The 17,930-nt window shown below is 60.2% G+C and carries 21 protein-coding genes; 4 read left to right on the top strand and 17 right to left on the bottom strand.

Going from position 1 to position 17,930, the window contains the following annotated elements:
- Positions 1-91 precede the first annotated feature (91 nt).
- A complete protein-coding gene (locus ABRP66_RS03440) occupies positions 92-1,177 on the top strand; it encodes a glycerate kinase (RefSeq protein ID WP_349838338.1) in 1,086 nt (361 codons plus the stop codon).
- Here the strand turns inward: ABRP66_RS03440 and ABRP66_RS03435 are convergent.
- The gene (locus ABRP66_RS03435; RefSeq protein ID WP_284769562.1) at positions 1,174-1,572 is read right to left on the bottom strand and encodes a hypothetical protein; all 399 of its coding nucleotides are present in this window, start codon (positions 1,570-1,572) and stop codon (positions 1,174-1,176) included. The two genes, ABRP66_RS03440 and ABRP66_RS03435, sit on opposite strands and share 4 nt — an antisense overlap.
- Before the next feature lie 36 nt (positions 1,573-1,608).
- Here ABRP66_RS03435 and ABRP66_RS03430 point away from each other — a divergent pair, with 36 nt between their 5' ends.
- Complete coding sequence (locus ABRP66_RS03430) at positions 1,609-2,811, top strand: amidohydrolase (protein ID WP_284782195.1); 1,203 nt, start codon at positions 1,609-1,611, stop codon at positions 2,809-2,811.
- A 69-nt stretch (positions 2,812-2,880) separates the two neighbouring features.
- On the opposite strand, the gene pyk is transcribed toward ABRP66_RS03430, so the two are convergent.
- The 14 genes from pyk to hisD form a co-directional block, all read right to left on the bottom strand.
- Positions 2,881-4,299 (bottom strand): pyruvate kinase, encoded by a 1,419-nt coding sequence (gene pyk, locus ABRP66_RS03425; RefSeq protein WP_284769797.1) that lies wholly within the window; start codon positions 4,297-4,299, stop codon positions 2,881-2,883.
- A gap of 124 nt (positions 4,300-4,423) precedes the next feature.
- Positions 4,424-5,404 (bottom strand): prolipoprotein diacylglyceryl transferase, encoded by a 981-nt coding sequence (gene lgt / locus ABRP66_RS03420; RefSeq protein WP_284784482.1) that lies wholly within the window; start codon positions 5,402-5,404, stop codon positions 4,424-4,426.
- Positions 5,405-5,457: 53 nt separating this feature from the next.
- Positions 5,458-6,288 (bottom strand): indole-3-glycerol phosphate synthase TrpC, encoded by an 831-nt coding sequence (locus tag ABRP66_RS03415; protein ID WP_349838337.1) that lies wholly within the window; start codon positions 6,286-6,288, stop codon positions 5,458-5,460.
- An 86-nt stretch (positions 6,289-6,374) separates the two neighbouring features.
- Complete coding sequence (locus ABRP66_RS03410) at positions 6,375-7,010, bottom strand: TIGR02234 family membrane protein (RefSeq protein ID WP_284782199.1); 636 nt, start codon at positions 7,008-7,010, stop codon at positions 6,375-6,377.
- Positions 7,010-7,372 carry a phosphoribosyl-AMP cyclohydrolase gene (gene hisI, locus ABRP66_RS03405; RefSeq protein WP_349838336.1) on the bottom strand — a complete coding sequence of 121 codons (363 nt, stop codon included), beginning with the start codon at positions 7,370-7,372 and terminating at the stop codon, positions 7,010-7,012. The genes ABRP66_RS03410 and hisI overlap by 1 nt, the downstream gene beginning before the upstream one ends.
- Complete coding sequence (gene hisF / locus ABRP66_RS03400; protein ID WP_349838335.1) at positions 7,369-8,139, bottom strand: imidazole glycerol phosphate synthase subunit HisF; 771 nt, start codon at positions 8,137-8,139, stop codon at positions 7,369-7,371. The genes hisI and hisF overlap by 4 nt, the downstream gene beginning before the upstream one ends.
- A gap of 36 nt (positions 8,140-8,175) precedes the next feature.
- Positions 8,176-8,946, bottom strand: a complete 771-nt coding sequence (locus ABRP66_RS03395) for an inositol monophosphatase family protein (protein ID WP_349838334.1) — start codon at positions 8,944-8,946, stop codon at positions 8,176-8,178.
- Positions 8,947-8,949: 3 nt separating this feature from the next.
- The gene (gene priA / locus ABRP66_RS03390; protein WP_349838333.1) at positions 8,950-9,738 is read right to left on the bottom strand and encodes a bifunctional 1-(5-phosphoribosyl)-5-((5-phosphoribosylamino)methylideneamino)imidazole-4-carboxamide isomerase/phosphoribosylanthranilate isomerase PriA; all 789 of its coding nucleotides are present in this window, start codon (positions 9,736-9,738) and stop codon (positions 8,950-8,952) included.
- 13 nt (positions 9,739-9,751) lie between these two features.
- Positions 9,752-10,384, bottom strand: a complete 633-nt coding sequence (gene hisH, locus ABRP66_RS03385) for an imidazole glycerol phosphate synthase subunit HisH (RefSeq protein WP_284849997.1) — start codon at positions 10,382-10,384, stop codon at positions 9,752-9,754.
- A 3-nt stretch (positions 10,385-10,387) separates the two neighbouring features.
- On the bottom strand, positions 10,388-11,638 hold the full coding sequence (locus ABRP66_RS03380; RefSeq protein WP_284782202.1) for an MFS transporter: 1,251 nt from the start codon (positions 11,636-11,638) through the stop codon (positions 10,388-10,390).
- Positions 11,635-11,793: a CG2302 family histidine operon protein gene (locus tag ABRP66_RS03375; RefSeq protein ID WP_034659193.1), complete on the bottom strand. Its 159-nt coding sequence runs from the start codon at positions 11,791-11,793 to the stop codon at positions 11,635-11,637. Before ABRP66_RS03375 ends, ABRP66_RS03380 begins: the two co-directional genes overlap by 4 nt.
- A 12-nt stretch (positions 11,794-11,805) precedes the next feature.
- Entirely contained in the window at positions 11,806-12,408 is a 603-nt protein-coding gene (hisB, locus tag ABRP66_RS03370) for an imidazoleglycerol-phosphate dehydratase HisB (RefSeq protein WP_284864411.1), read from the bottom strand.
- Between the two features lie 3 nt (positions 12,409-12,411).
- On the bottom strand, positions 12,412-13,524 hold the full coding sequence (locus tag ABRP66_RS03365) for a histidinol-phosphate transaminase (protein ID WP_349838332.1): 1,113 nt from the start codon (positions 13,522-13,524) through the stop codon (positions 12,412-12,414).
- Positions 13,525-14,835: a histidinol dehydrogenase gene (gene hisD, locus ABRP66_RS03360; RefSeq protein WP_284784640.1), complete on the bottom strand. Its 1,311-nt coding sequence runs from the start codon at positions 14,833-14,835 to the stop codon at positions 13,525-13,527.
- Positions 14,836-14,972: 137 nt separating this feature from the next.
- Between hisD and ABRP66_RS03355 the strand changes: the two genes are divergently transcribed.
- Positions 14,973-15,872: a YbjN domain-containing protein gene (locus tag ABRP66_RS03355; protein ID WP_349838331.1), complete on the top strand. Its 900-nt coding sequence runs from the start codon at positions 14,973-14,975 to the stop codon at positions 15,870-15,872.
- Here ABRP66_RS03355 and ABRP66_RS03350 read toward each other — a convergent pair.
- Positions 15,859-16,290: a hypothetical protein gene (locus ABRP66_RS03350; protein WP_349838330.1), complete on the bottom strand. Its 432-nt coding sequence runs from the start codon at positions 16,288-16,290 to the stop codon at positions 15,859-15,861. The two genes, ABRP66_RS03355 and ABRP66_RS03350, sit on opposite strands and share 14 nt — an antisense overlap.
- 118 nt (positions 16,291-16,408) lie before the next feature.
- Positions 16,409-17,170 carry a hypothetical protein gene (locus tag ABRP66_RS03345; RefSeq protein ID WP_284795997.1) on the bottom strand — a complete coding sequence of 254 codons (762 nt, stop codon included), beginning with the start codon at positions 17,168-17,170 and terminating at the stop codon, positions 16,409-16,411.
- A gap of 161 nt (positions 17,171-17,331) precedes the next feature.
- On the opposite strand from ABRP66_RS03345, the gene ABRP66_RS03340 reads away from it, so the two are divergent.
- On the top strand, positions 17,332-17,865 hold the full coding sequence (locus ABRP66_RS03340; protein WP_284795996.1) for a TetR family transcriptional regulator: 534 nt from the start codon (positions 17,332-17,334) through the stop codon (positions 17,863-17,865).
- The last annotated feature ends 65 nt before the right edge of the window (positions 17,866-17,930 follow it).

Genomic DNA, 17,930 nt, shown 5'->3' with positions numbered 1-17,930 from the left:
CCTGCGACGATAAAGGTAAATATTTTCTGTAGAACGTTCGGATTCCTAGCAAAAAGCCGCCGCGCGGGTCGCGGGCTTTATAATCGCGGGCATGCATATTGTTGTCGCGCCTGACTCTTTTAAAGGTACCGCTTCTGCCACGGAAGCCGCAGCCGGAATAGCCAATGGAATCCGCCAGCACTACCCCACCGCCACCGTCACCACCTTGCCGATGGCCGATGGCGGGGAAGGCACCGCCCAAGTGCTGGCCCAGGCCGCCGCGGCGGGCGGGCAGGAAACCCAGACCATTACCCTGCCCACAACGGATGCGGTGGGGCGCTTGACCGAGGCGCAGTATTTCCTCGCTGGGCACACGGCTTTCATCGATGTCGCCGCCGCCACTGGGCTGCCCGCGGTCCGCGACGCGCTCGATCCCCTCCACGCGGACTCTTATGGCACGGGCGTGCTGCTTGCCGATGCCCAATCCCGCGGCGCCACCTCCATCGTGCTCGGCCTTGGCGGCACGGCCAGCATTGACGGCGGTATGGGCATCCTTGCAGCCCTTGGCGCCGCCGCCCACGACGCACGCGGCTATGCCCTACCCAAGGGCGGTGCCCCACTGGTGCAGCTCGATTCCATCGATACCGCGCAATTAAATATCAAAGCGGGCATGGTTGATTTCACGCTCTTGGCCGATACCCGGGCTGAGGCCATGCAGGCTGCCACCATGTACGGACCCCAAAAAGGCGCGGAAGGCGAACAAGTAGCGCTGCTTGCCGGGGCACTGCTCCAATTGTGCAAGGTCACCGGTACAGATCCAGAGACGGAATTTACCGGTGCAGCAGGCGGCATTCCTATCGGGCTTACCTGGCTTTCTCGCGCCCTATGGGGCACCGATGAGCACGCCCGCGTCGTTTCTGGCGGGGCCCACGTGGCGAAGGCCCTCGGCCTCGCTGATGCCATTTCTCAAGCAGACCTCGTCATCACCGGGGAAGGCGCCTTTGATGAGCAATCCTTAACCGGCAAGGTCGTTGGCACCGTCGCGGACTTGGCGGCGGAGTCCTCTACCCCGGTCGGCATCATTGCCGGGGCCATCAATCAGGACACCGAGCACTTCACCGCGGAGCTAGACCAAGAAGGTGGGATGCCGGAGCAGCTGGCTAGGGCTGCCCGGGACATCGTTAAGCAGCTGGGCTAAGGGCGAATCTCGACCGTCCACGGAAAGATGGCCGGGCGCTCATGTGCCAATTCATCCTCCAGCAGCACGTGGTCCTTGGGCAATACAGCGTGCGGCGTGAGCAAGCGCGACAGCACCATAGCCAACTGGTTCACAGATCCGGTCGCCCCCTCCACCGCAATGTTGTAACGGTGAGCGTGCGCGCCTTCTAAATCGCGCTCTTCATGTTCATCGCGATAATTTTGCTGCAGCTGTTCCTCCAAGCCCTCAGGGAATTGGGGATCTGCTGGGCGAGTAACCTCGGCGGAGGCAAGCGATCCGCCCGCTACCAGCTTATCGGTGGCAGTGGTAAAAATTTCCTCCACGCGGTCCGCTTGCTCATCTGGAACCAATACATCGAATTGAATAGTCGGCATATAGCTGACCCTACCCTAACCAAAGGGATGAAAACTATGTCTTATTCCACAAACATCGCTTCCGTGGTCCACTCTGCGGATACTGACCTGGCGTGGCAACGGGATTTTTACGAAGATCTGCACCGCCACCCCGAGCTTTCCCACGAGGAGGAACGCACCGCGGCGCGCATCCGCGCAAAGTTGGCGGCGTTTGATTGCGAAGTAGAAGAAAACATCGGCGGGCACGGCATGGTTGCCATTTTCCGCAACGGCGATGGACCCACCGCGCTCATGCGCGCCGATTTCGATGCCCTGCCGGTCAAGGAAGCCACCGGCGTGGAGTATTCCTCGACCAATGACTACATGCACGCCTGCGGGCACGACATGCACACCACCGCCCTGCTCGGTGCCTGCGCGCTTCTCGATGCCTCCCGCGACACTTGGTCCGGCACCTTCCTCGCCCTGTTCCAGCCGGCGGAGGAATCATCCATGGGCGCGAAATACATGATCGCCGATAACCTCACCGAGCGCATCCCCCGCCCCGATATTTGCCTGGGCCAACACATCATGCCCGGCCGCGCCGGCACCGTGCGCCATACCGCCGGCCCCATCATGGCCGGTTGCGATTCCCTGCGCATCCGCATCTTTGGCAAATCCGCCCACGCCTCCATGCCGCATAATTCCATCGACCCAACCTATATTGCGGCGATGATCGTCACTCGGCTCCAGGCCATCGTCGGCCGCGAGGTAGCCCCGCACGAGTTCTTCGTCATTTCTGTAGGCGAGCTGCATTCCGGCGATAAAAATAACATCATCCCGGATTCCGCCGAGCTCGTGCTCAATACCCGCTTCTATGATCCAGCCCTGGCAGAAAAGGTCTATGCCTCCTTAGAGCGCATGGTAAAAGCCGAGTGCATGGCCTCCGGCTGCGAAAAAGACCCCACCTTCGAGTACTACGCGCACGGCGAGGTCACCGATAATGATGCCGCCGCGTATTCGCCCATCGACGAGGCCTTTACTGCCACCTTCGGAGAATCATCCGTTACCGCCTCGCCCTCGACCGCTTCTGAAGACTTTTGTTACCTCCCGCAGGCATGGGGCGTGCCGTACGTCTTTTGGCACGTAGGGTGCACCCCAGATGCCGAATTGGCCGATCCCCCGGTCAACCACCAGGCCAACTTCCTGCCGGATTACGAGCCCACGGTCAAGGCCTCCACCCAGGCCGCCCATGCAGCGGTGCTGGCGTACCTGGGCGCTTAACTCAACATAAAAAATCCGCCGCGTCCCCCTTTTCACTGGAGTGTGGGGCGCGGAGGATTTTTCAGTGCGCTAGTCCTTGATGGTTTCTCCCAAAATGTGGCACTGAATCATGTTGGTATTGCCGGAGATTCCCGGAGGGGTACCTGCAACGACGACAACCAAGTCATTCTCGTCGTACTCGTCCAAGTCCAGCAAGTACTTATCGATGGCCTCCATCATCTCATCCGTGGACTTGACGTCGGGGCTCAAGAAGGTCTCTGCACCCCAAGTCAGCGCCAGCTGGGAGCGCACATCTTCATTCGGGGTAAATACCAGCAGTGGCAGGTCAGAGTGTAGGCGAGCAACACGCTTTGCGGTATCGCCGGAAGAGGTAAAGGCAACGATGGCCTTGGCGTTCAGGCGCTCTGCAATATCGCGGGCGGAATAGGACATCACGCCGCGCTTGGTGCGCGGGACGTGCGCCAGCGGCGGGACCTGGCCATCGGTCTCGGAGCGCTTGACGATGCGCGACATGGTCCGCACGACGTTGTGCGGATCCGCGCCCACGGAGGTCTCGCCGGACAGCATCACCGCGTCGGCGCCGTCGAGCACAGCGTTGGCCACGTCGGAAGCCTCCGCGCGGGTCGGGCGGGAGTTCTCAATCATGGAATCCAGCATCTGGGTGGCCACGATGACCGGCTTCGCGTTCTCGCGGGAAATCTGGATAGCTCGCTTCTGGAATAGTGGCACCTCTTCCAGCGGAACCTCAACGCCCAAGTCACCGCGGGCAATCATCACGGCGTCGAAGGCCAAGATGATGGATTCGAGGGCATCGACGGCCTCCGGCTTTTCCAGCTTGGCGATGACCGGCACGCGGCGGCCTTCCTCGTCCATGATCTCGTGGACCTTGTCGACATCGGCAGGCGAACGCACGAAGGACAGCGCAATGTAGTCCACACCGAGTTGCAGGGCAAAGCGCAGGTCCTCAATGTCCTTCTCAGACAATGCCGGCACCGAAATGCTCATGCCGGGCAGGGACACGCCCTTGTTATTGGATACGGGGCCACCCTCGGTGACCTCGCACACCACGTCATTGCCGTCTACTTCCTTGCAGACGACGGCGACCTTGCCGTCATCGATAAGCAAGCGATCGCCAGGCTTTGCGTCTTCTGCCAAGCCCTTGTAGGTGGTGGATACGCGGTCGTGGGTGCCTTCTACATCGTCTACAGTAATGCGGACGATTTCACCGTTATCCCACTGCTCTTCGCCGTTCTTAAAGCGGCCGAGGCGAATCTTAGGGCCCTGGAGATCGGCCAAGATACCTACGTTCCGGCCGGTCTTTTCGGTGGCTTCGCGGACCCACTTGTAATTGGCTTCGTGGTCCGCATGCTCGCCGTGCGACATGTTAAGGCGCGCGACGTTCATGCCGTCTTCTACAAGGCGCAAAATTCCGTCCCCGCTAGCTACCGCGGGGCCGAGAGTACAGACAATTTTGGTTCTTCTATCCAGCATTATTGGCCTATTCCATCGGGGAAATTGAACAACCCCCAACCTACTCCCTCGCGCGCCGACAGGCCACAATTTTTTGGCGCCTTAACTAGGGCAATCGGACACGATCACACATAACCGGTCATTAGCGGCCGCTTGCTGTGCCCGAGGTGCCTTGAGCACGCGGGGTTCCCACGCGTTTCTCGTCTTCTTCGACGCCATCTTCCGCAGCGCTCTCGGCCTGCTCGCGGTGGTAACGCGGGTCGACTTCTGCTGGGGTTTCGGGGCCCTTGCGCTGCCTGTCCAGCAAGAAGAAGACGATGAGACCGGCGATAAAGACAACGGCGGAGACGATGAGGTTCACACGGACGCCAAAAATTTCGGTGGCTTCGTCAGATCGCATGCCTTCGATGAAAAAGCGGCCCAGCGTGTAGCCCACGACGTAGAGGGCGAATACCCGTCCGCGGCCCAGCTTCCATGCTTTGTGCGCCCACAACAGGAACAGGCACACCAGCACGTTCCAGATGAGCTCATACAAAAACGTTGGGTGCACTGAAGCGATCACCTCACCGGTAGAGTGCCCGTAAACCGGGGCGTATTCCCCCGCTTCATCGACGCGGTAGTAAATATCCAGCGCCCACGGAACGTCGGTCGGCCGGCCGTAGAGTTCCTGATTAAACCAGTTACCCAGCCGGCCAATGCCCTGGGCAAGGATGAGGCCAGGCGCCACCGCGTCCGCAAACGGTGCCAGGGGGATCTTCTTAATCCGAAACATTACCCACAGCGCTACGGCGCTTAAGGCGACCGCGCCCCAGATGCCGAGACCACCATTGGTGACCTTGAGGGCATCGACGGGATTGCAGGTATCGCAGAAGTACTTCTGGTTATCCGTGATGACGTGATAGATCCGCCCGCCCACGATGCCCGCGGGGATAACGACGATGGTTGCATCCCACACGGTATCGGGATTGCCGCCCCGGGCTGTGTACCTCTTCAACGTCATCCACATACCCACGAGGATGCCGGCGATGATGCACAGCGCATACGCATGGATCGGAATGGAGCCAAGATGCCACACCACGCCCTGCGGCGGAGAGGGAATATTTGCAAGATTCTGAGTATGCACGTAGATAGTGTGCCTTATCAGCGTGCCCTTGAGCTAGTTTGGGGTGATTTTTCCTAGGGACTTTTACGCGAGGGGCAGGCTGGGTGTTGGCCCGCAGCCACCAAAGAGCGTGCCAAGGCGGTGGGATCCTGAGCCGCCATGACGGATTCGCCGACCAGTACCGCATCCGCTCCGCGGGAGGCATAGTGGAAAAGGTTGCGGGCATTATTCACCCCGCCCACGGCGATGCGCAGGATCGATTCCGGTAGCCCCGGGGCAATATCGTTAAAGGCCTCTCGGTTGATCTCATCCGAGGCAAGGGACCACGCATTGATCGCGATGACACTGCTGCCGGCCTTGATGGCGCGGTTGACCTCCCCGCAGGTTCGCACCTCCACGATGGCGGTCATCCCCAGCGATTCCGCGCGGTCCAAGAGGGCTTCCAATCGAGCTTGTTCTAAAAGCTCGACCTGCAGCGGGATCGCATCGGCACCAAAGCAGCGGGCCTCGTGAATCTGGTACGGATCCACGATGAGATCGCGCGCCATCATCGGGATATCGATGGCAGCGCGCGCGGCCGCCATATCCTCAAGCGATCCATTAAAACGCCGCGTATCCGTCTGGCAGGCCATCAAATGCACGCCGCAGTTCTCAAAGGTGCGAGCCCATTCGGCCATCTGCTCGGCCGAGCCCACGTGGGCGATTTCCCCGGTATAAGGAACGGCACGTTTAAGTTCAGTAATGACTGAACAACCGGGTTTTAAAAGGGCTGCGCGGGCATCGCGGGGAGGCTCCATGTCCCGTGAGCGCGCCTTTATATCTTGGAAAGAAACGCGGGCTTCGCGCGCGGCGACATCCTCTAACACCCCAGCGACCAGGTGATCGACGGCAATGGGTGTGGGCATGAGCACCTCCCTCCAAGCGCGATTAAAATCACACTTAGATTAACGCTATTCGGGGCGTTTCCGGAAATTGTGCTGCGCGAACGGGGCTATTTACGGCTCACATCAGTCGGGTCGATATCGCTATCGAGCGCGTCCCACATCACACGGCCGGAATCGGATGAGGTCTCCAAATCTTCCGCCAGCTTTTCTTGGCGGGCGGCAGGGGTTTCGTATTTGCTCGACGCCTTGACCTTGTCCTTGCCTGGGTTCTGGGCCAAGAGTACGGCGCCGAAAAATGCCAGTGCGGCCCCGATAATGGCGACGATGGGGCCGAGCTTGGTGATTTCCGTGGAAATGACGGTCGCCCAATCAGAAATTGCGGCAGAATCCACCGCGTTTTCATTTGCGGACGCGCCTTGCAATATTTTTTGCGCGCGCTCGGCATCGGCGCCGCTGGTCAGCAGGCTAATAGGACTCCACGCGGCGCCTGCAGCGGCGAGGGCGCACACGATGGCCACGATGCGGCGCCCCGTTCGGCGCAACGCTAGGCCCGCGAGTACACCGGCGAGGAGGACCAGCGTCAAGGCCATAAGCTCTAGGGACCAGGCGGACCCTACGATCTCATTGGTTGCTGAGCCTGATTTATCGTCCTCGCTTACCGCTTTTACCCAGGTGCTGCGGGAAGAAAACCACAGCACTGCCGTGCCCACCGCGATAAGGAGTGGGCCAAGTCGCCTCGTCATTAGGAATCATCCCCTAAAAGAACTGTCGCATCGAAGCAGGTCCGGTCACCGATGTGGCACGCGGCACCGCGCTGGCGCACGGTCAGCAAGATGGTATCGCCATCGCAATCAAGGCGCACACCGAGTACGTCCTGCGTATGTCCTGAGGTCTCGCCCTTAATCCAATACTCGCCGCGCGAGCGCGAGAAGTACGTGCCTTTGCGTGTGGCCAGCGTGTGGGCCAGCGCGTGGTCATCCATCCAGGCAAGCATCAGCACTTCGCCGGAATCGGCCTGGGCAATGGCTGGCACGAGCCCTTGCTCATTGCGTTTGAGCAGCGCAGCTATCTGTGGGTCTAGTTCAAAGTCTGCGGGATTGCTCATCGGCGCACCTCGTAGCCAGACTCCGCCAGGGCCTTTTTGACCTCGCCAATTTCTACCTCCCCAAAGTGGAAAATGCTGGCGGCCAGGACGGCATCGGCACCCGCTTCAACGGCGGGTGGAAAATCCGCTGCCGCGCCCGCTCCACCGGAGGCAATGACGGGAATATTCACTGCTTCCCGCACCACGCGCAAAAGTTCGAGGTCGAATCCGGCCTTCGTGCCATCAGCGTCCATGGAGTTTAAAAGGAACTCCCCTACGCCCAGCTCGGCGCCGGTCCGGGCCCATTCCACTGCATCGATGCCAGCCGATGTCGTCCCGCCGTGCGTCGTGACTTCAAACCCCGACGGTGCATGCGGCGCGTCGGTGCGCCGTGCGTCCACGGATAAAACGATGCACTGCGAGCCAAAGACTTCTGCCAATTCGCGCAGCAGGTCGGGATTGCCTATCGCGGCGGTATTGACCGATACCTTATCCGCGCCAGTGCGCAAGAGCTCGCGAACATCGTCAACGCTGCGCACTCCCCCACCCACGGTGAGGGGGATAAAGACTTGATCGGCGGTGCGGCGTACCACATCGAGCATGGTGGACCGGCCGTGCTTGGATGCGGAGACATCAAGAAAAGTCAGTTCGTCTGCGCCCAATTCTTCATAGCGTGCGGCTAATTCCACGGGGTCTCCTGCATCGCGCAGGTGAGCAAAATTCACGCCCTTGACTACGCGGCCTTGATCCACATCAAGGCACGGGATTATGCGAACGGCTACAGCCATGCGGGGCTTACTCCTTCACAGGTCGGTGGGGTGGGATTAATTTGTGTGGTGAGATAGGATTTTCAGGATTGTCTCGTGCACCTGCGGGGTACCAGAGACCATACCCCGCGACTTCACGGTCCACGGATTGCCCTCCGGATCCGTGACGATGCCTCCGGCTGCCTTGATAAGGAGCGCTCCCGCCGCGTTATCCCACGGGTGTGGCGAGAAATTGACGGCACCGTCAAAAACTCCCTGGGCAACGAAGGCATTATCTAGCCCCACTGAGCCCGTGATGCGTGGGCGCAAGCCGGTTTCGCGCAGCTCGTGGAACGCCGCGGTGGGCAGGTTGGAAAAACACCCCATGTGCCCACGGGCATCATCGAATTCTGGGGACTCCTCCCCTCCACCGAATCCGCCGGATGGTCCACCCGCAGAGCGCAGCGGCGATCCATCGCTGGCAACCAAGCGCCTGCCTAAAAGAGGAAAATCTGAGATGGCCGCAACCGGCTGGCCTTCGTGAACTAGGGCAACCAAGATGCCGGCCATGGGATTGCCCGCGGAATAATTTGCGGTCCCATCGATTGGATCGACCACCCACACGGTGTCATGGATGCTTCCGCCGGATTCCTCCCCATAGACCGGGATACCGGTCATCTGCTGCAAGATTTCGCGCAGCTGCTTTTCGATGGCCAAGTCCACCTCTGTGGCGAAATCGCCCCGGCTCTTAAAGTGGGCCGGTGGCGCCCCGATGCCGGATCGAAAGATGGGTTCGACTTGGTCAACGGCCGCCTCCGCGAAGGCCACCAACTCGCGCGGATCCATCATTGTTTACTCTTCCTCGGGGTCATAAGGATCGATGGGCACCTCTGCGGGAAGCGGCTCTACCTCTGCCACCGCCGCTAGCGCCTCATTCAGGCTGAAGTTTCCCTCATATAACGCCTTGCCAATGATGGCCGAATCGATGCCCTCATTTTCATACCGGGCCAGCTCGCTAAGATCTGCCAGGGAGGAAATGCCGCCGGAGGCGGTCACCTTGGCATCGGTTGCCATAGCTACCTCGCGCAGTAATTCCACATTGGGCCCAGTCAGCGTCCCGTCCTTTGACACGTCCGTAACCACAAAGCGTTGACACCCAGCGGCATCGAGGCGCTCGAGTACCTCCCAGAGATCCCCGCCATCTGAGACCCAGCCATTACCCTTTGTGCGCCACTCGCCATCTTCTAAGCGCACCGCCAAGTCCACGGCAACTTTCTCGCCATACTGCCCCAGGATCTTTTCTATCCACTCTGGGTTTTCTAAGGCGGCGGTGCCAATATTGATGCGGTTCGCGCCAGTGGCCAGCGCGCGCTCTACCCCGGCATCATCGCGGATGCCGCCGGTTAGCTCGACATTAATGCCGAGTTCTTGGGTAATCCCCGCCATCTGCTCGTGGTTGAAACCGCGATTAAAGGCAGCATCGAGGTCAACAAAGTGCAGCCACTGGGCGCCTTGGCGCTGCCACTCGAGTGCGGCGTCCCGCGGGGCGCCGTAGACCTTTTCGGTGCCGGCTTCTCCCTGATCCAAGCGCACGGCTTTTCCGCCGGCGACATCGACTGCGGGCAAAAGCGTAAAAGTCATGGTTTCATCCTACCTAGAGAGTCTGCATCCAGTTTTCCAATAGCTGCGCGCCCGCATCTCCGGATTTTTCGGGGTGGAATTGCGTAGCCCAGAGAGCGCCATTTTCCACCGCCGCCACGAAAGAATCCCCGGCGTGCGTGGACCAGCTCACCAGCGGCGGGCGGGTAATGACGGTTTCTAATTCCCAGCGGCGAACGCCGTAGGTATGCACGAAATAAAATCGCTCGTCGGCATTAAGTCCAGCAAACATGGCGCTGTCATCCGGCATCTCGACGGTATTCCAGCCCATATGCGGCAAAACGTCGGACTGCAGGCGCTCGACTGTCCCTGGCCATTCGCCGCAGCCTGTGGAGTGGATGCCGTGCTCGACGCCGGCATCGAAAAGCACCTGCATGCCCACACAAATGCCCATGACCGGCCGCTCCCCTGCTAGGCGCTGGCCGATGACCCTTGGCCCATTCACTGCCCTAAGCCCTTTCATGCAGGCATCGAACGCGCCCACGCCGGGAACCAGCAGACCATCCGCCTCGAGGGCCTGATAAGGATCCGCCGTGACGGTTACCTCCGCCCCGACGCGCTCGAGGGCACGCTGGGCGGAGCGAATATTGCCCGCGCCGTAGTCCAATAACACCACTGATTTTGTCATGGGCTATACCTTACGCATTCGACGCAACCGGGTGCGGATATCGTTGGTATCGCTGATGCGAGTCCGGCCCAGAATGAAGTCCGCCGTGGTCAAGAGCAACCCGGCGATGAGGATCGCAACCCCCGCTCCGAAAGCACCGTCGTATCCGTAGCCTGCCACCATGGCACCGAGCAGGGTCGAACCCAAGCCGGTGCCACTATCGTAGAAAATATTCCAAATGGCCGAAGCCTCTGAAACCCGCTCGCGGGGCAGCCGGTCAAACATGGATAGCAAGGCCTCGTTTTGCGCGATACCGAATGCGCCACCAAAAAGAACGGCGCCGAGCACCAGCCACCAGATGGAGCTTTCCATAAACAGGGTCAGGGAAATCGTCCCGACGCCGATGATCGCCATGATCTGGCTTGGAATGTACAAGCTACCTGGGGCCCCCGTGCGGTCTGCGACCACGCCGGCGAAATACCGGAAGATCATCGCCGCGCCGCCCACGATGGAAAGCATGACACCGGCTAGGCTGGCGCCCTTTGCGGCATCGAGCTCCTGCATTGCGGGGGACAAGAAAGAGGAAATGGCGCCGTAGCTCATGGAGAAAGTGGTCAAGGCCAGGGCCGGGACCAATACCAGCTTCCAGGTGGGAACGCGGATGATATTGACTTCCTCGTCATTATCCTCGGCCAAGGTGACCTTGATCTTGGGAATGCGCAGGCACATAGCAAAGCCCAAGAAGCCGATGAGACCGGCGGTGATATAGGTAGAGGCGTACCCTAGCGAATCCGCCATGAACAAGCCGAGCGGCAAGAAGATCATCTGCCCCAAGCCTGTAAATACACCAATCATGCCGGTGGCCTTGCCTAGCAGACGCACCGGGGAGAGCTCTGCAATCAGCGCGGATTCGGACACGGTGAGGGCACCGAAGCCCACCCCGCGCATGGCGGAAAATAGCAAGACGATCCAGGCGTCGGTGCCCAGCAGGTGGCCAAAGGCCGGGACGCCTAGGGTAAAAGCGGATAGCGCCATCACGCGCCGGTAACCCCAGCGGCGCAATAGCCACGGGGACATGATCTGCGTGGCTACGGTAAAGGCCATGAAGATACCGGTGGATCCACCCGCCAAGGTCGCGGAACCGCCAGAATCAATGACGGCCAGCGGCACCACGGGAAGCAGGATGGACCAGGCGCCAAAGGCGGCTGCGATGGCTACCATCGTCGGCGTATAGCCGGGCACCTTCCAAATATTGGTCTCTTGGGACTCGCTCATTTACTAAAGCCTCCAACCATCCAGGCGATGGCCGCGGCCACGGTAATAACGGCTAAAAGCGCGGCGACGACCGTAAAAAACTTCGAGTCCTGCTGATACGCGGACCAAGCCCCTCCTACCAAGAGGCCTGCCACCAAAAACAGGATGAGGATCATAAACTGCACGGGCTACAGGGCTCCCTTCGTCGAAGGGATGCCAGTCTGGCGCGGATCTTGGTCCACGGCAGCGCGCAGCGCGCGGGCTACAGCCTTGTATTCCGCCTCGGTCACGTGGTGCGGATCGCGGCCGTAGCGCACGTTGACGTGCAGGGTAATGGCTGCGTGCGTGGCCAGGGATTCGAAGAAGTGGCGGTTAATCACCGTGGCATAGTGCCCGCCGATGATCTGCCACTGCAGGTGTTCCGGCTCGCCATCCATCACGAAGTATGCACGGCCCGAAAAGTCCACTACCGCCTCTACCAGCGCTTCATCCATGGGTAGTAATTGGGAGCCGAAGCGGCGAATCCCGGCCTTGTCCCCCACGGCTTCCCGCAGGGCCTGGCCTAGCACGATGGCGGTATCTTCCACGGTGTGGTGGGCGTCAACCTCCACGTCACCAGTAGCCTTTACCCGCAGGTCAAATAGACCGTGTGTGGCAAATGCGGTAAGCATATGGTCAAAGAACGGCAGCCCAGTGGAAATATCGCTTTTCCCGGTGCCGTCTAGGTCGATGGAAACGGTGATATCCGATTCCGATGTTGCTCTTTGGGCACGCCCCACACGGTTTGTCATATCTCACTCCTTTGAAGTATCCGCTCCTACTGTAGTCGCTAGCTTTTCCGCCGCAGCCAGAAAGGCCGCATTTTCTTCTGGCAGGCCGATGGTCACACGCAAGTACCCGTCGATCCCTACATCGCGGATGAGCACCTCTTCGTCCAAGAACTGTTCCCACACGCGGTGTTGGTCTGCAAAATTGCCAAAGAAAAGGAAATTCGATTCGCTCGGCATGACGGTATAGCCCATCTCGCGCAGGCGCCCTGCCACCATGTCGCGTTCGGCGGCGATGGTCGCCACGGTGGCGAGGGTATCTGCGCTGTGGCGCAGCGCCACAGTGGCCGCTGCCTGGGATAAGACGGACAGGTGATACGGCAGGCGCACCAGCATGATGGCCTCCACAAAGGCCGGGTCCGCCACGAAGTAACCCAAGCGACCGCCGGCAAAGTCGAAGGCCTTCGACATCGTGCGCGAGACCACGAGCTTGGTGGGGTATTTTTCTAACAGGCTCGTCGCGGACGGCGAGGAAGAAAACTCGGCGTAGGCTTCGTCGACGATGACGATGCCGGGGGCGGCATCGATAAGCGCGGCAATATCCTCCAGGCTGGTTACCCCGCCGGTGGGGTTATTCGGGGTAGTAACAAAGATGACGTCGGGCTGGTGCTCGGCCACCGCCGCCAAGGCGCGCTCCATGTCGATGGTGAAGTTCTCATCGCGCGGGCACTCGATAAAACGCGTGTGGGTACCAGCAGAAAGGATCGGGTGCATGGAATATGACGGCGTAAATCCCAGCACGCTGCGCCCAGGCCCGCCGAAGGCCTGCAAAAGCTGTTGCAGGATCTCATTGGAACCGTTGGCTGCCCAGACCTGCTCGTAGGTGACATCCACTCCGGTTTGCTGCGAAACATAGCGGGCTAACTCGGTGCGCAGTTCGACCGCATCGCGCTCTGGATAGCGGTTGAGCGAGCTGGCGCAGCGGCGGACCTCGTCCACGAGGGCATCGACAAGCGCGGGCGAAGGCGGGAAAGGATTCTCGTTAGTATTGAGTTGGTAGGCCACCCGCAGCTGCGGGGCACCGTAAGCGGTCTCGCCGCGCAATTCCTCACGCAGCGGTAGGTCATGTAGCTGGGCCATTTATTTCTCCTCGAATCGGGCTCGAATGGCCTCCCCGTGGGCGGGAAGGCGCTCGGCATTAGCAAAGGCAATGACGTTGGGGGCGATTTCTTCCAGGGCGCCGCGGTCATAATCGATGAGATTGACCGGCCGGAGGAAGGTGTGGGTAGAAAGCCCAGCCGAAAACCGCGCCGTGCCCGAGGTAGGCAGCACGTGGTTGGAACCGGCCGAGTAGTCCCCCAAGGGCACCGGGGAATACGCCCCGACGAAGATGGCGCCGGCGTGGTTGATGCGCTCTGCCACCGCGTGCGGCTCCGCGGTGTGGATTTCTAGGTGTTCGGCGGCATAAGCATTCGCCACGGCGATGCCCGCGTCCACGGAATCCACCAGCACGATGCCGGATTGCTCGCCCGTTAAAGCCTCGGCGGCGCGGGCGGAGTTCTCCGTTGCCGTATAGCGGCGCTCAACCTCCTGATTTACCTGCTGAGCCACGCTTTCCGATGCCGTAATTAACACGCTTGCCGCCATCGGATCATGCTCCGCCTGAGAGATGAGGTCATAGGCAACGTAGACAGGGTTCGCGGTCTCATCCGCCAAAATGGCGATTTCGGTCGGGCCAGCCTCCGCATCGGTGCCGACCACCCCGCGCACCGCCCTTTTCGCCGCCGCGACAAAGATATTGCCCGGCCCGGTAATCATGTCCACGGGCTCTACGTCTTCGTCCGCATCGCCGTAGGCCAAAAGCGCTACCGCCTGGCCGCCACCAACGGCCCAAACTTCCTCCACGCCCAGCATGTGGCACGTGGCCAAGACCGTAGGGTGTGGCAATCCTCCGTGATCTTTTTGCGGCGGGGAGGCGACCACCAAGCTGGAGGCACCGGCCTCTTGCGCTGGCACGGTATTCATGATGACTGAAGACGGGTAGACCGCCTTGCCGCCGGGAACATAGAGGCCAACGCGCTCGATGGGGCGGAATACCTCTGTCACGGTGGCGCCGGGTGCCAGCTGCGTCGTGTGCGGATCCGGCTTTTGGTCAGCATGCACGCGGCGCACTCGCGCAATGGAGGCCTCGATGGCCGAGCGCACCTGGGGATCAAGATCTTCGGCGGCCCGCTCCAGTTCCGCCTGGGGCACGCGCAGGGACGACGGGCGCACCCCATCGAATTGCTCCCCATAATCCAACGCCGCTTGGACGCCTTCGTCGCGCACCTTATTCACCATCGGCACGACGGTGCCCATAACGGAATTGACATCGGTGCCACCGCGCGGAAGGACGCGGCGCAGCGTGGCGGGGCGGAGCTGTTGACCGCGGAGATCGATGGTTCGAAGCATTCCTGGCTCACTTTCTGGTTGATCACCGTGGGCTATATCTGTAGACAAACCAATATACTATCGCCCAAAGCGCCGCGGGGACACCCTCTTGAACGATAGACTCAGATCAACTTTCAGCGAAGGCGAGTGTGCGGTGCATGATGAGCGAATTTGAATCCACCAGTCTTGAGCGGCACCTGCGCGCCATCGTCCGCGAGCTTGATTATTCCTATTGGGCGCTACCTACTGGGGAACTCGTCATTTCCCATGGGCAGGAGGGGTCCACGCTGGTATTTGTATCGCAGGCCGACGATGTGGTTATCCACCTGCACACCACTCTGCGCGGCGCGGTTGACTTGGGCGAGGCCGCCGCGCTGTCCCGATTTATCACCGCGTGGAATGCCGATTGCCTCTACCCCACCGCCGTGCTGGACTATGACGAGGCAGGTTCGCTAGTGCTGAGTGGGCAGAGCCACTTCAGTACTGGAACTGCACCAACGCACGATCAATTGGCCGCTTTTGTGCCCGCCGCACTCAACGGCGCAGAGGTACTCATCAGCGTGGCGACGCGCGAGTTTCCCACCCTGGCCCAAGAACCAGAACTTGTGCTCGCTCCAGACGATGCCGCTATACAGCCCGCGTTCACTTTGGATCTCCTTGCCGCCGCTCTGCCACAAATAGGCATCGACCGCTTACATAGCGATGGGGAAATCTGCCTATTTGCCCTAGTCAATTCCATCGCTTGCACCTTTACCCTCGACTCTGGGCCAAGCCTCATCATCACAGGCCGGTGGGATCTGAATGCGGATGAGGACGATTTCACCCGTTTGTTTTTGATCTGCAATGACTGGAACCGAGCGGACCACAGCGCCACGGCCTACTGCCGCTCCACCGACGACGGCCTCCATATCCATGTCGATGTGCCGACCCTGACCGGGGCGGGCCTTAACCAAGGCCAACTGCTGCGGGTTTTAAGCCACAGCCTCGATGCGATCCTGCACGCAATCGATGACATCGCGCGAGAATTCTGTGGCAGCTCCCCGGTTAAGTGGGCGTAACTACTTCACGTTGCGCACTGGCCTCTTGAGCGGACTCATTGCCGGCAGCTTCCCAGTCCGCGTCGGAGCTAATAAACGCGGTACACCAGTAGGAAAACATGGCCAAAAATGGGGCTACCGCCCAGGCCACGGCCGGCGAAAAATTCGGCGCAAATTCCACGACGTCCCCTGGGTTCTCCGGCGGGTGCGTTGCGGTGATGCCACCAAAGACGTAGAAGGAAGCCGCACCGGTAAGCGCGCATAGCCCTACCCACAGCAGCATCGTGAGACCGCGCCCGCGGCGCTGGGAAAATGCAGCCAGTCCGAGGCACAGCCCCAAGAAACCCGTGACGAGTGCAAAGGTCATAAACGCGACGAATTGTGCGTTGCCCACCGCTTCAATGGCGTAGCCGCCACCGTCAACAGCATGCCCGGTCATCGTAGGGCGCATAAACCCCCAAAGCGCGCCACAGATGCCGAAAACGAACAGGGAACACGCCAGGAGCCCCGCACCGAAACCGAGAGTGCGGGGCAAGCGAGCTTGGTGGAAAGACAATTTAGTTACAGAAGGTCCAGTTACCGTCCTCGCGGCGGAAACGAACGGTGGAGGTATCGGTACCTTCCGGGTTCGACACGCTCACGGTAGCGGAGGCATCATCGCCATTGACCACAACGTCATTGATCGATTCCAGCTTGGTGGAGGTAGGGATGGCCTCTAGCTGGTTGGCAAACTCGTTAATCTTGGCATTGCCCTGGCTTTGCTGGCGCATGGAGTTTGCGTATTCCGCAAAGGACTGGTTGGGCAGGCTATCGACGTAGTTGAGGTACTGCTGAAAATCCCCGGACTCGCCTTCGCGCACGGCCTTGCAGGCATGTGCTGGCATGTAGCCAAAGTAGTCCTTGACATTGTCAATCTCATGCTGTCCGCGCACCAACTGCTCAATGGCCTGCTTATCGCCATCGCTTGCTTCGTGCCCACCTTCAATGGGCTTGATGTCCTGGGCGTTGGCGAAGGGATCGTCCCCATTCTCAATGGGGTTTGCGTTGGCGCCCGCATTGCCGCCTTCTTCACCCTTCTCCTTAGGGTCCTCGGCGACCTTTTTCTTGTCCTTTTCTTCCTTCTTGTCCTTATCGGCGTCTTTGTCCTCAGACTTTTTCGCCGATTCCTTCGCGGAGGTCTCAGAGGACGTGGTAGCAGGCGAAGACGACGTGGTCTTCGTCGAATCGTCCTCATCGTCCGAGCTACATGCAGCTAAGGCAAGCGGGGCAACCATAGCGACCGCGAAAAGGGACTTCTTTGCAGGGGTCAAAAAGGACAAGGGAGAGCTCCTGAATCAATCTTTCGAATGCGAAGCCGCCTCACGACGGGTTCTGTTGTCCCCGCAATCCTAACAATGCAAGTTTGCAAGAGACATTATTGCAGTCTTAAAAGTACCTGTGAGCTATTCCTTGCCGCGCTGAAACACGTACAATTTCCACTGTGCAACTACATCGCGAGAGCATCATCGAGGCCGCCACGACCCTATTGAATACTTATGGGCTTGCCGATGTCACCATGCGCCGCGTCGCTTCCTCCCTCGGCGTTGCTCCAGGCGCATTGTATTGGCATATCGCCAATAAGCAGGCGCTCATTGCCGCTCTTGCCGAAGATACTATCGCCCCCGTCGCCGGCTCCACGCTGGAAGAGATTAGCCTGCACCTGCGCGAATTGCTCCTGGCCCGCCGCGATGGAGCGGAGGTTGCCATAGCTGGGCTCTCCCAGCCTGATTCCCCGGCATGGGATCACCTCGTCGCGCAGTTTAGCTCCGCCACCTGCCCCGATTTCGATGATACTGCTCGCAAGGCCGCTGCCCTTTCTGCAGTTCACCTCGTCCTAGGCGCCACGCTGCTCGAGCAATCTCAGCGCCAACTGCTAGAAACCACCGGCGGGACCACCGCGGCCGACTATCGCGCCGATTTGGTGCATGGCGTGCAGATTATCAATGCCGGTTTGCAGCACAGCGGGGCGGATTAAAACTCTTCACCCCCGCGGCGGATTTCCCATCAGCACAAGCGAGTACGATCTCTGTGCAGCAGCCC

This window comes from Corynebacterium sp. KPL2680, from assembly GCF_040225675.1.
Taxonomy (GTDB): domain Bacteria; phylum Actinomycetota; class Actinomycetes; order Mycobacteriales; family Mycobacteriaceae; genus Corynebacterium; species Corynebacterium rhinophilum.
This window is presented reverse-complemented; position numbering and strand designations above follow the sequence as displayed.

Coding starts and splice junctions, on each gene's coding strand:
- ABRP66_RS03440 (WP_349838338.1), top strand. CDS start 92: ATGCATATTGTTGTCGCGCCTGACTCTTTTAAAGGTACCGCTTCTGCC.
- ABRP66_RS03435 (WP_284769562.1), bottom strand. CDS start 1,572: ATGCCGACTATTCAATTCGATGTATTGGTTCCAGATGAGCAAGCGGAC.
- ABRP66_RS03430 (WP_284782195.1), top strand. CDS start 1,609: ATGTCTTATTCCACAAACATCGCTTCCGTGGTCCACTCTGCGGATACT.
- ABRP66_RS03415 (WP_349838337.1), bottom strand. CDS start 6,288: ATGCCCACACCCATTGCCGTCGATCACCTGGTCGCTGGGGTGTTAGAG.
- ABRP66_RS03410 (WP_284782199.1), bottom strand. CDS start 7,010: ATGACGAGGCGACTTGGCCCACTCCTTATCGCGGTGGGCACGGCAGTG.
- hisI (WP_349838336.1), bottom strand. CDS start 7,372: ATGAGCAATCCCGCAGACTTTGAACTAGACCCACAGATAGCTGCGCTG.
- hisF (WP_349838335.1), bottom strand. CDS start 8,139: ATGGCTGTAGCCGTTCGCATAATCCCGTGCCTTGATGTGGATCAAGGC.
- ABRP66_RS03395 (WP_349838334.1), bottom strand. CDS start 8,946: ATGATGGATCCGCGCGAGTTGGTGGCCTTCGCGGAGGCGGCCGTTGAC.
- priA (WP_349838333.1), bottom strand. CDS start 9,738: ATGACTTTTACGCTTTTGCCCGCAGTCGATGTCGCCGGCGGAAAAGCC.
- hisH (WP_284849997.1), bottom strand. CDS start 10,384: ATGACAAAATCAGTGGTGTTATTGGACTACGGCGCGGGCAATATTCGC.
- ABRP66_RS03380 (WP_284782202.1), bottom strand. CDS start 11,638: ATGAGCGAGTCCCAAGAGACCAATATTTGGAAGGTGCCCGGCTATACG.
- ABRP66_RS03375 (WP_034659193.1), bottom strand. CDS start 11,793: ATGATCCTCATCCTGTTTTTGGTGGCAGGCCTCTTGGTAGGAGGGGCT.
- hisB (WP_284864411.1), bottom strand. CDS start 12,408: ATGACAAACCGTGTGGGGCGTGCCCAAAGAGCAACATCGGAATCGGAT.
- ABRP66_RS03365 (WP_349838332.1), bottom strand. CDS start 13,524: ATGGCCCAGCTACATGACCTACCGCTGCGTGAGGAATTGCGCGGCGAG.
- hisD (WP_284784640.1), bottom strand. CDS start 14,835: ATGCTTCGAACCATCGATCTCCGCGGTCAACAGCTCCGCCCCGCCACG.
- ABRP66_RS03355 (WP_349838331.1), top strand. CDS start 14,973: ATGATGAGCGAATTTGAATCCACCAGTCTTGAGCGGCACCTGCGCGCC.
- ABRP66_RS03350 (WP_349838330.1), bottom strand. CDS start 16,290: ATGACCGGGCATGCTGTTGACGGTGGCGGCTACGCCATTGAAGCGGTG.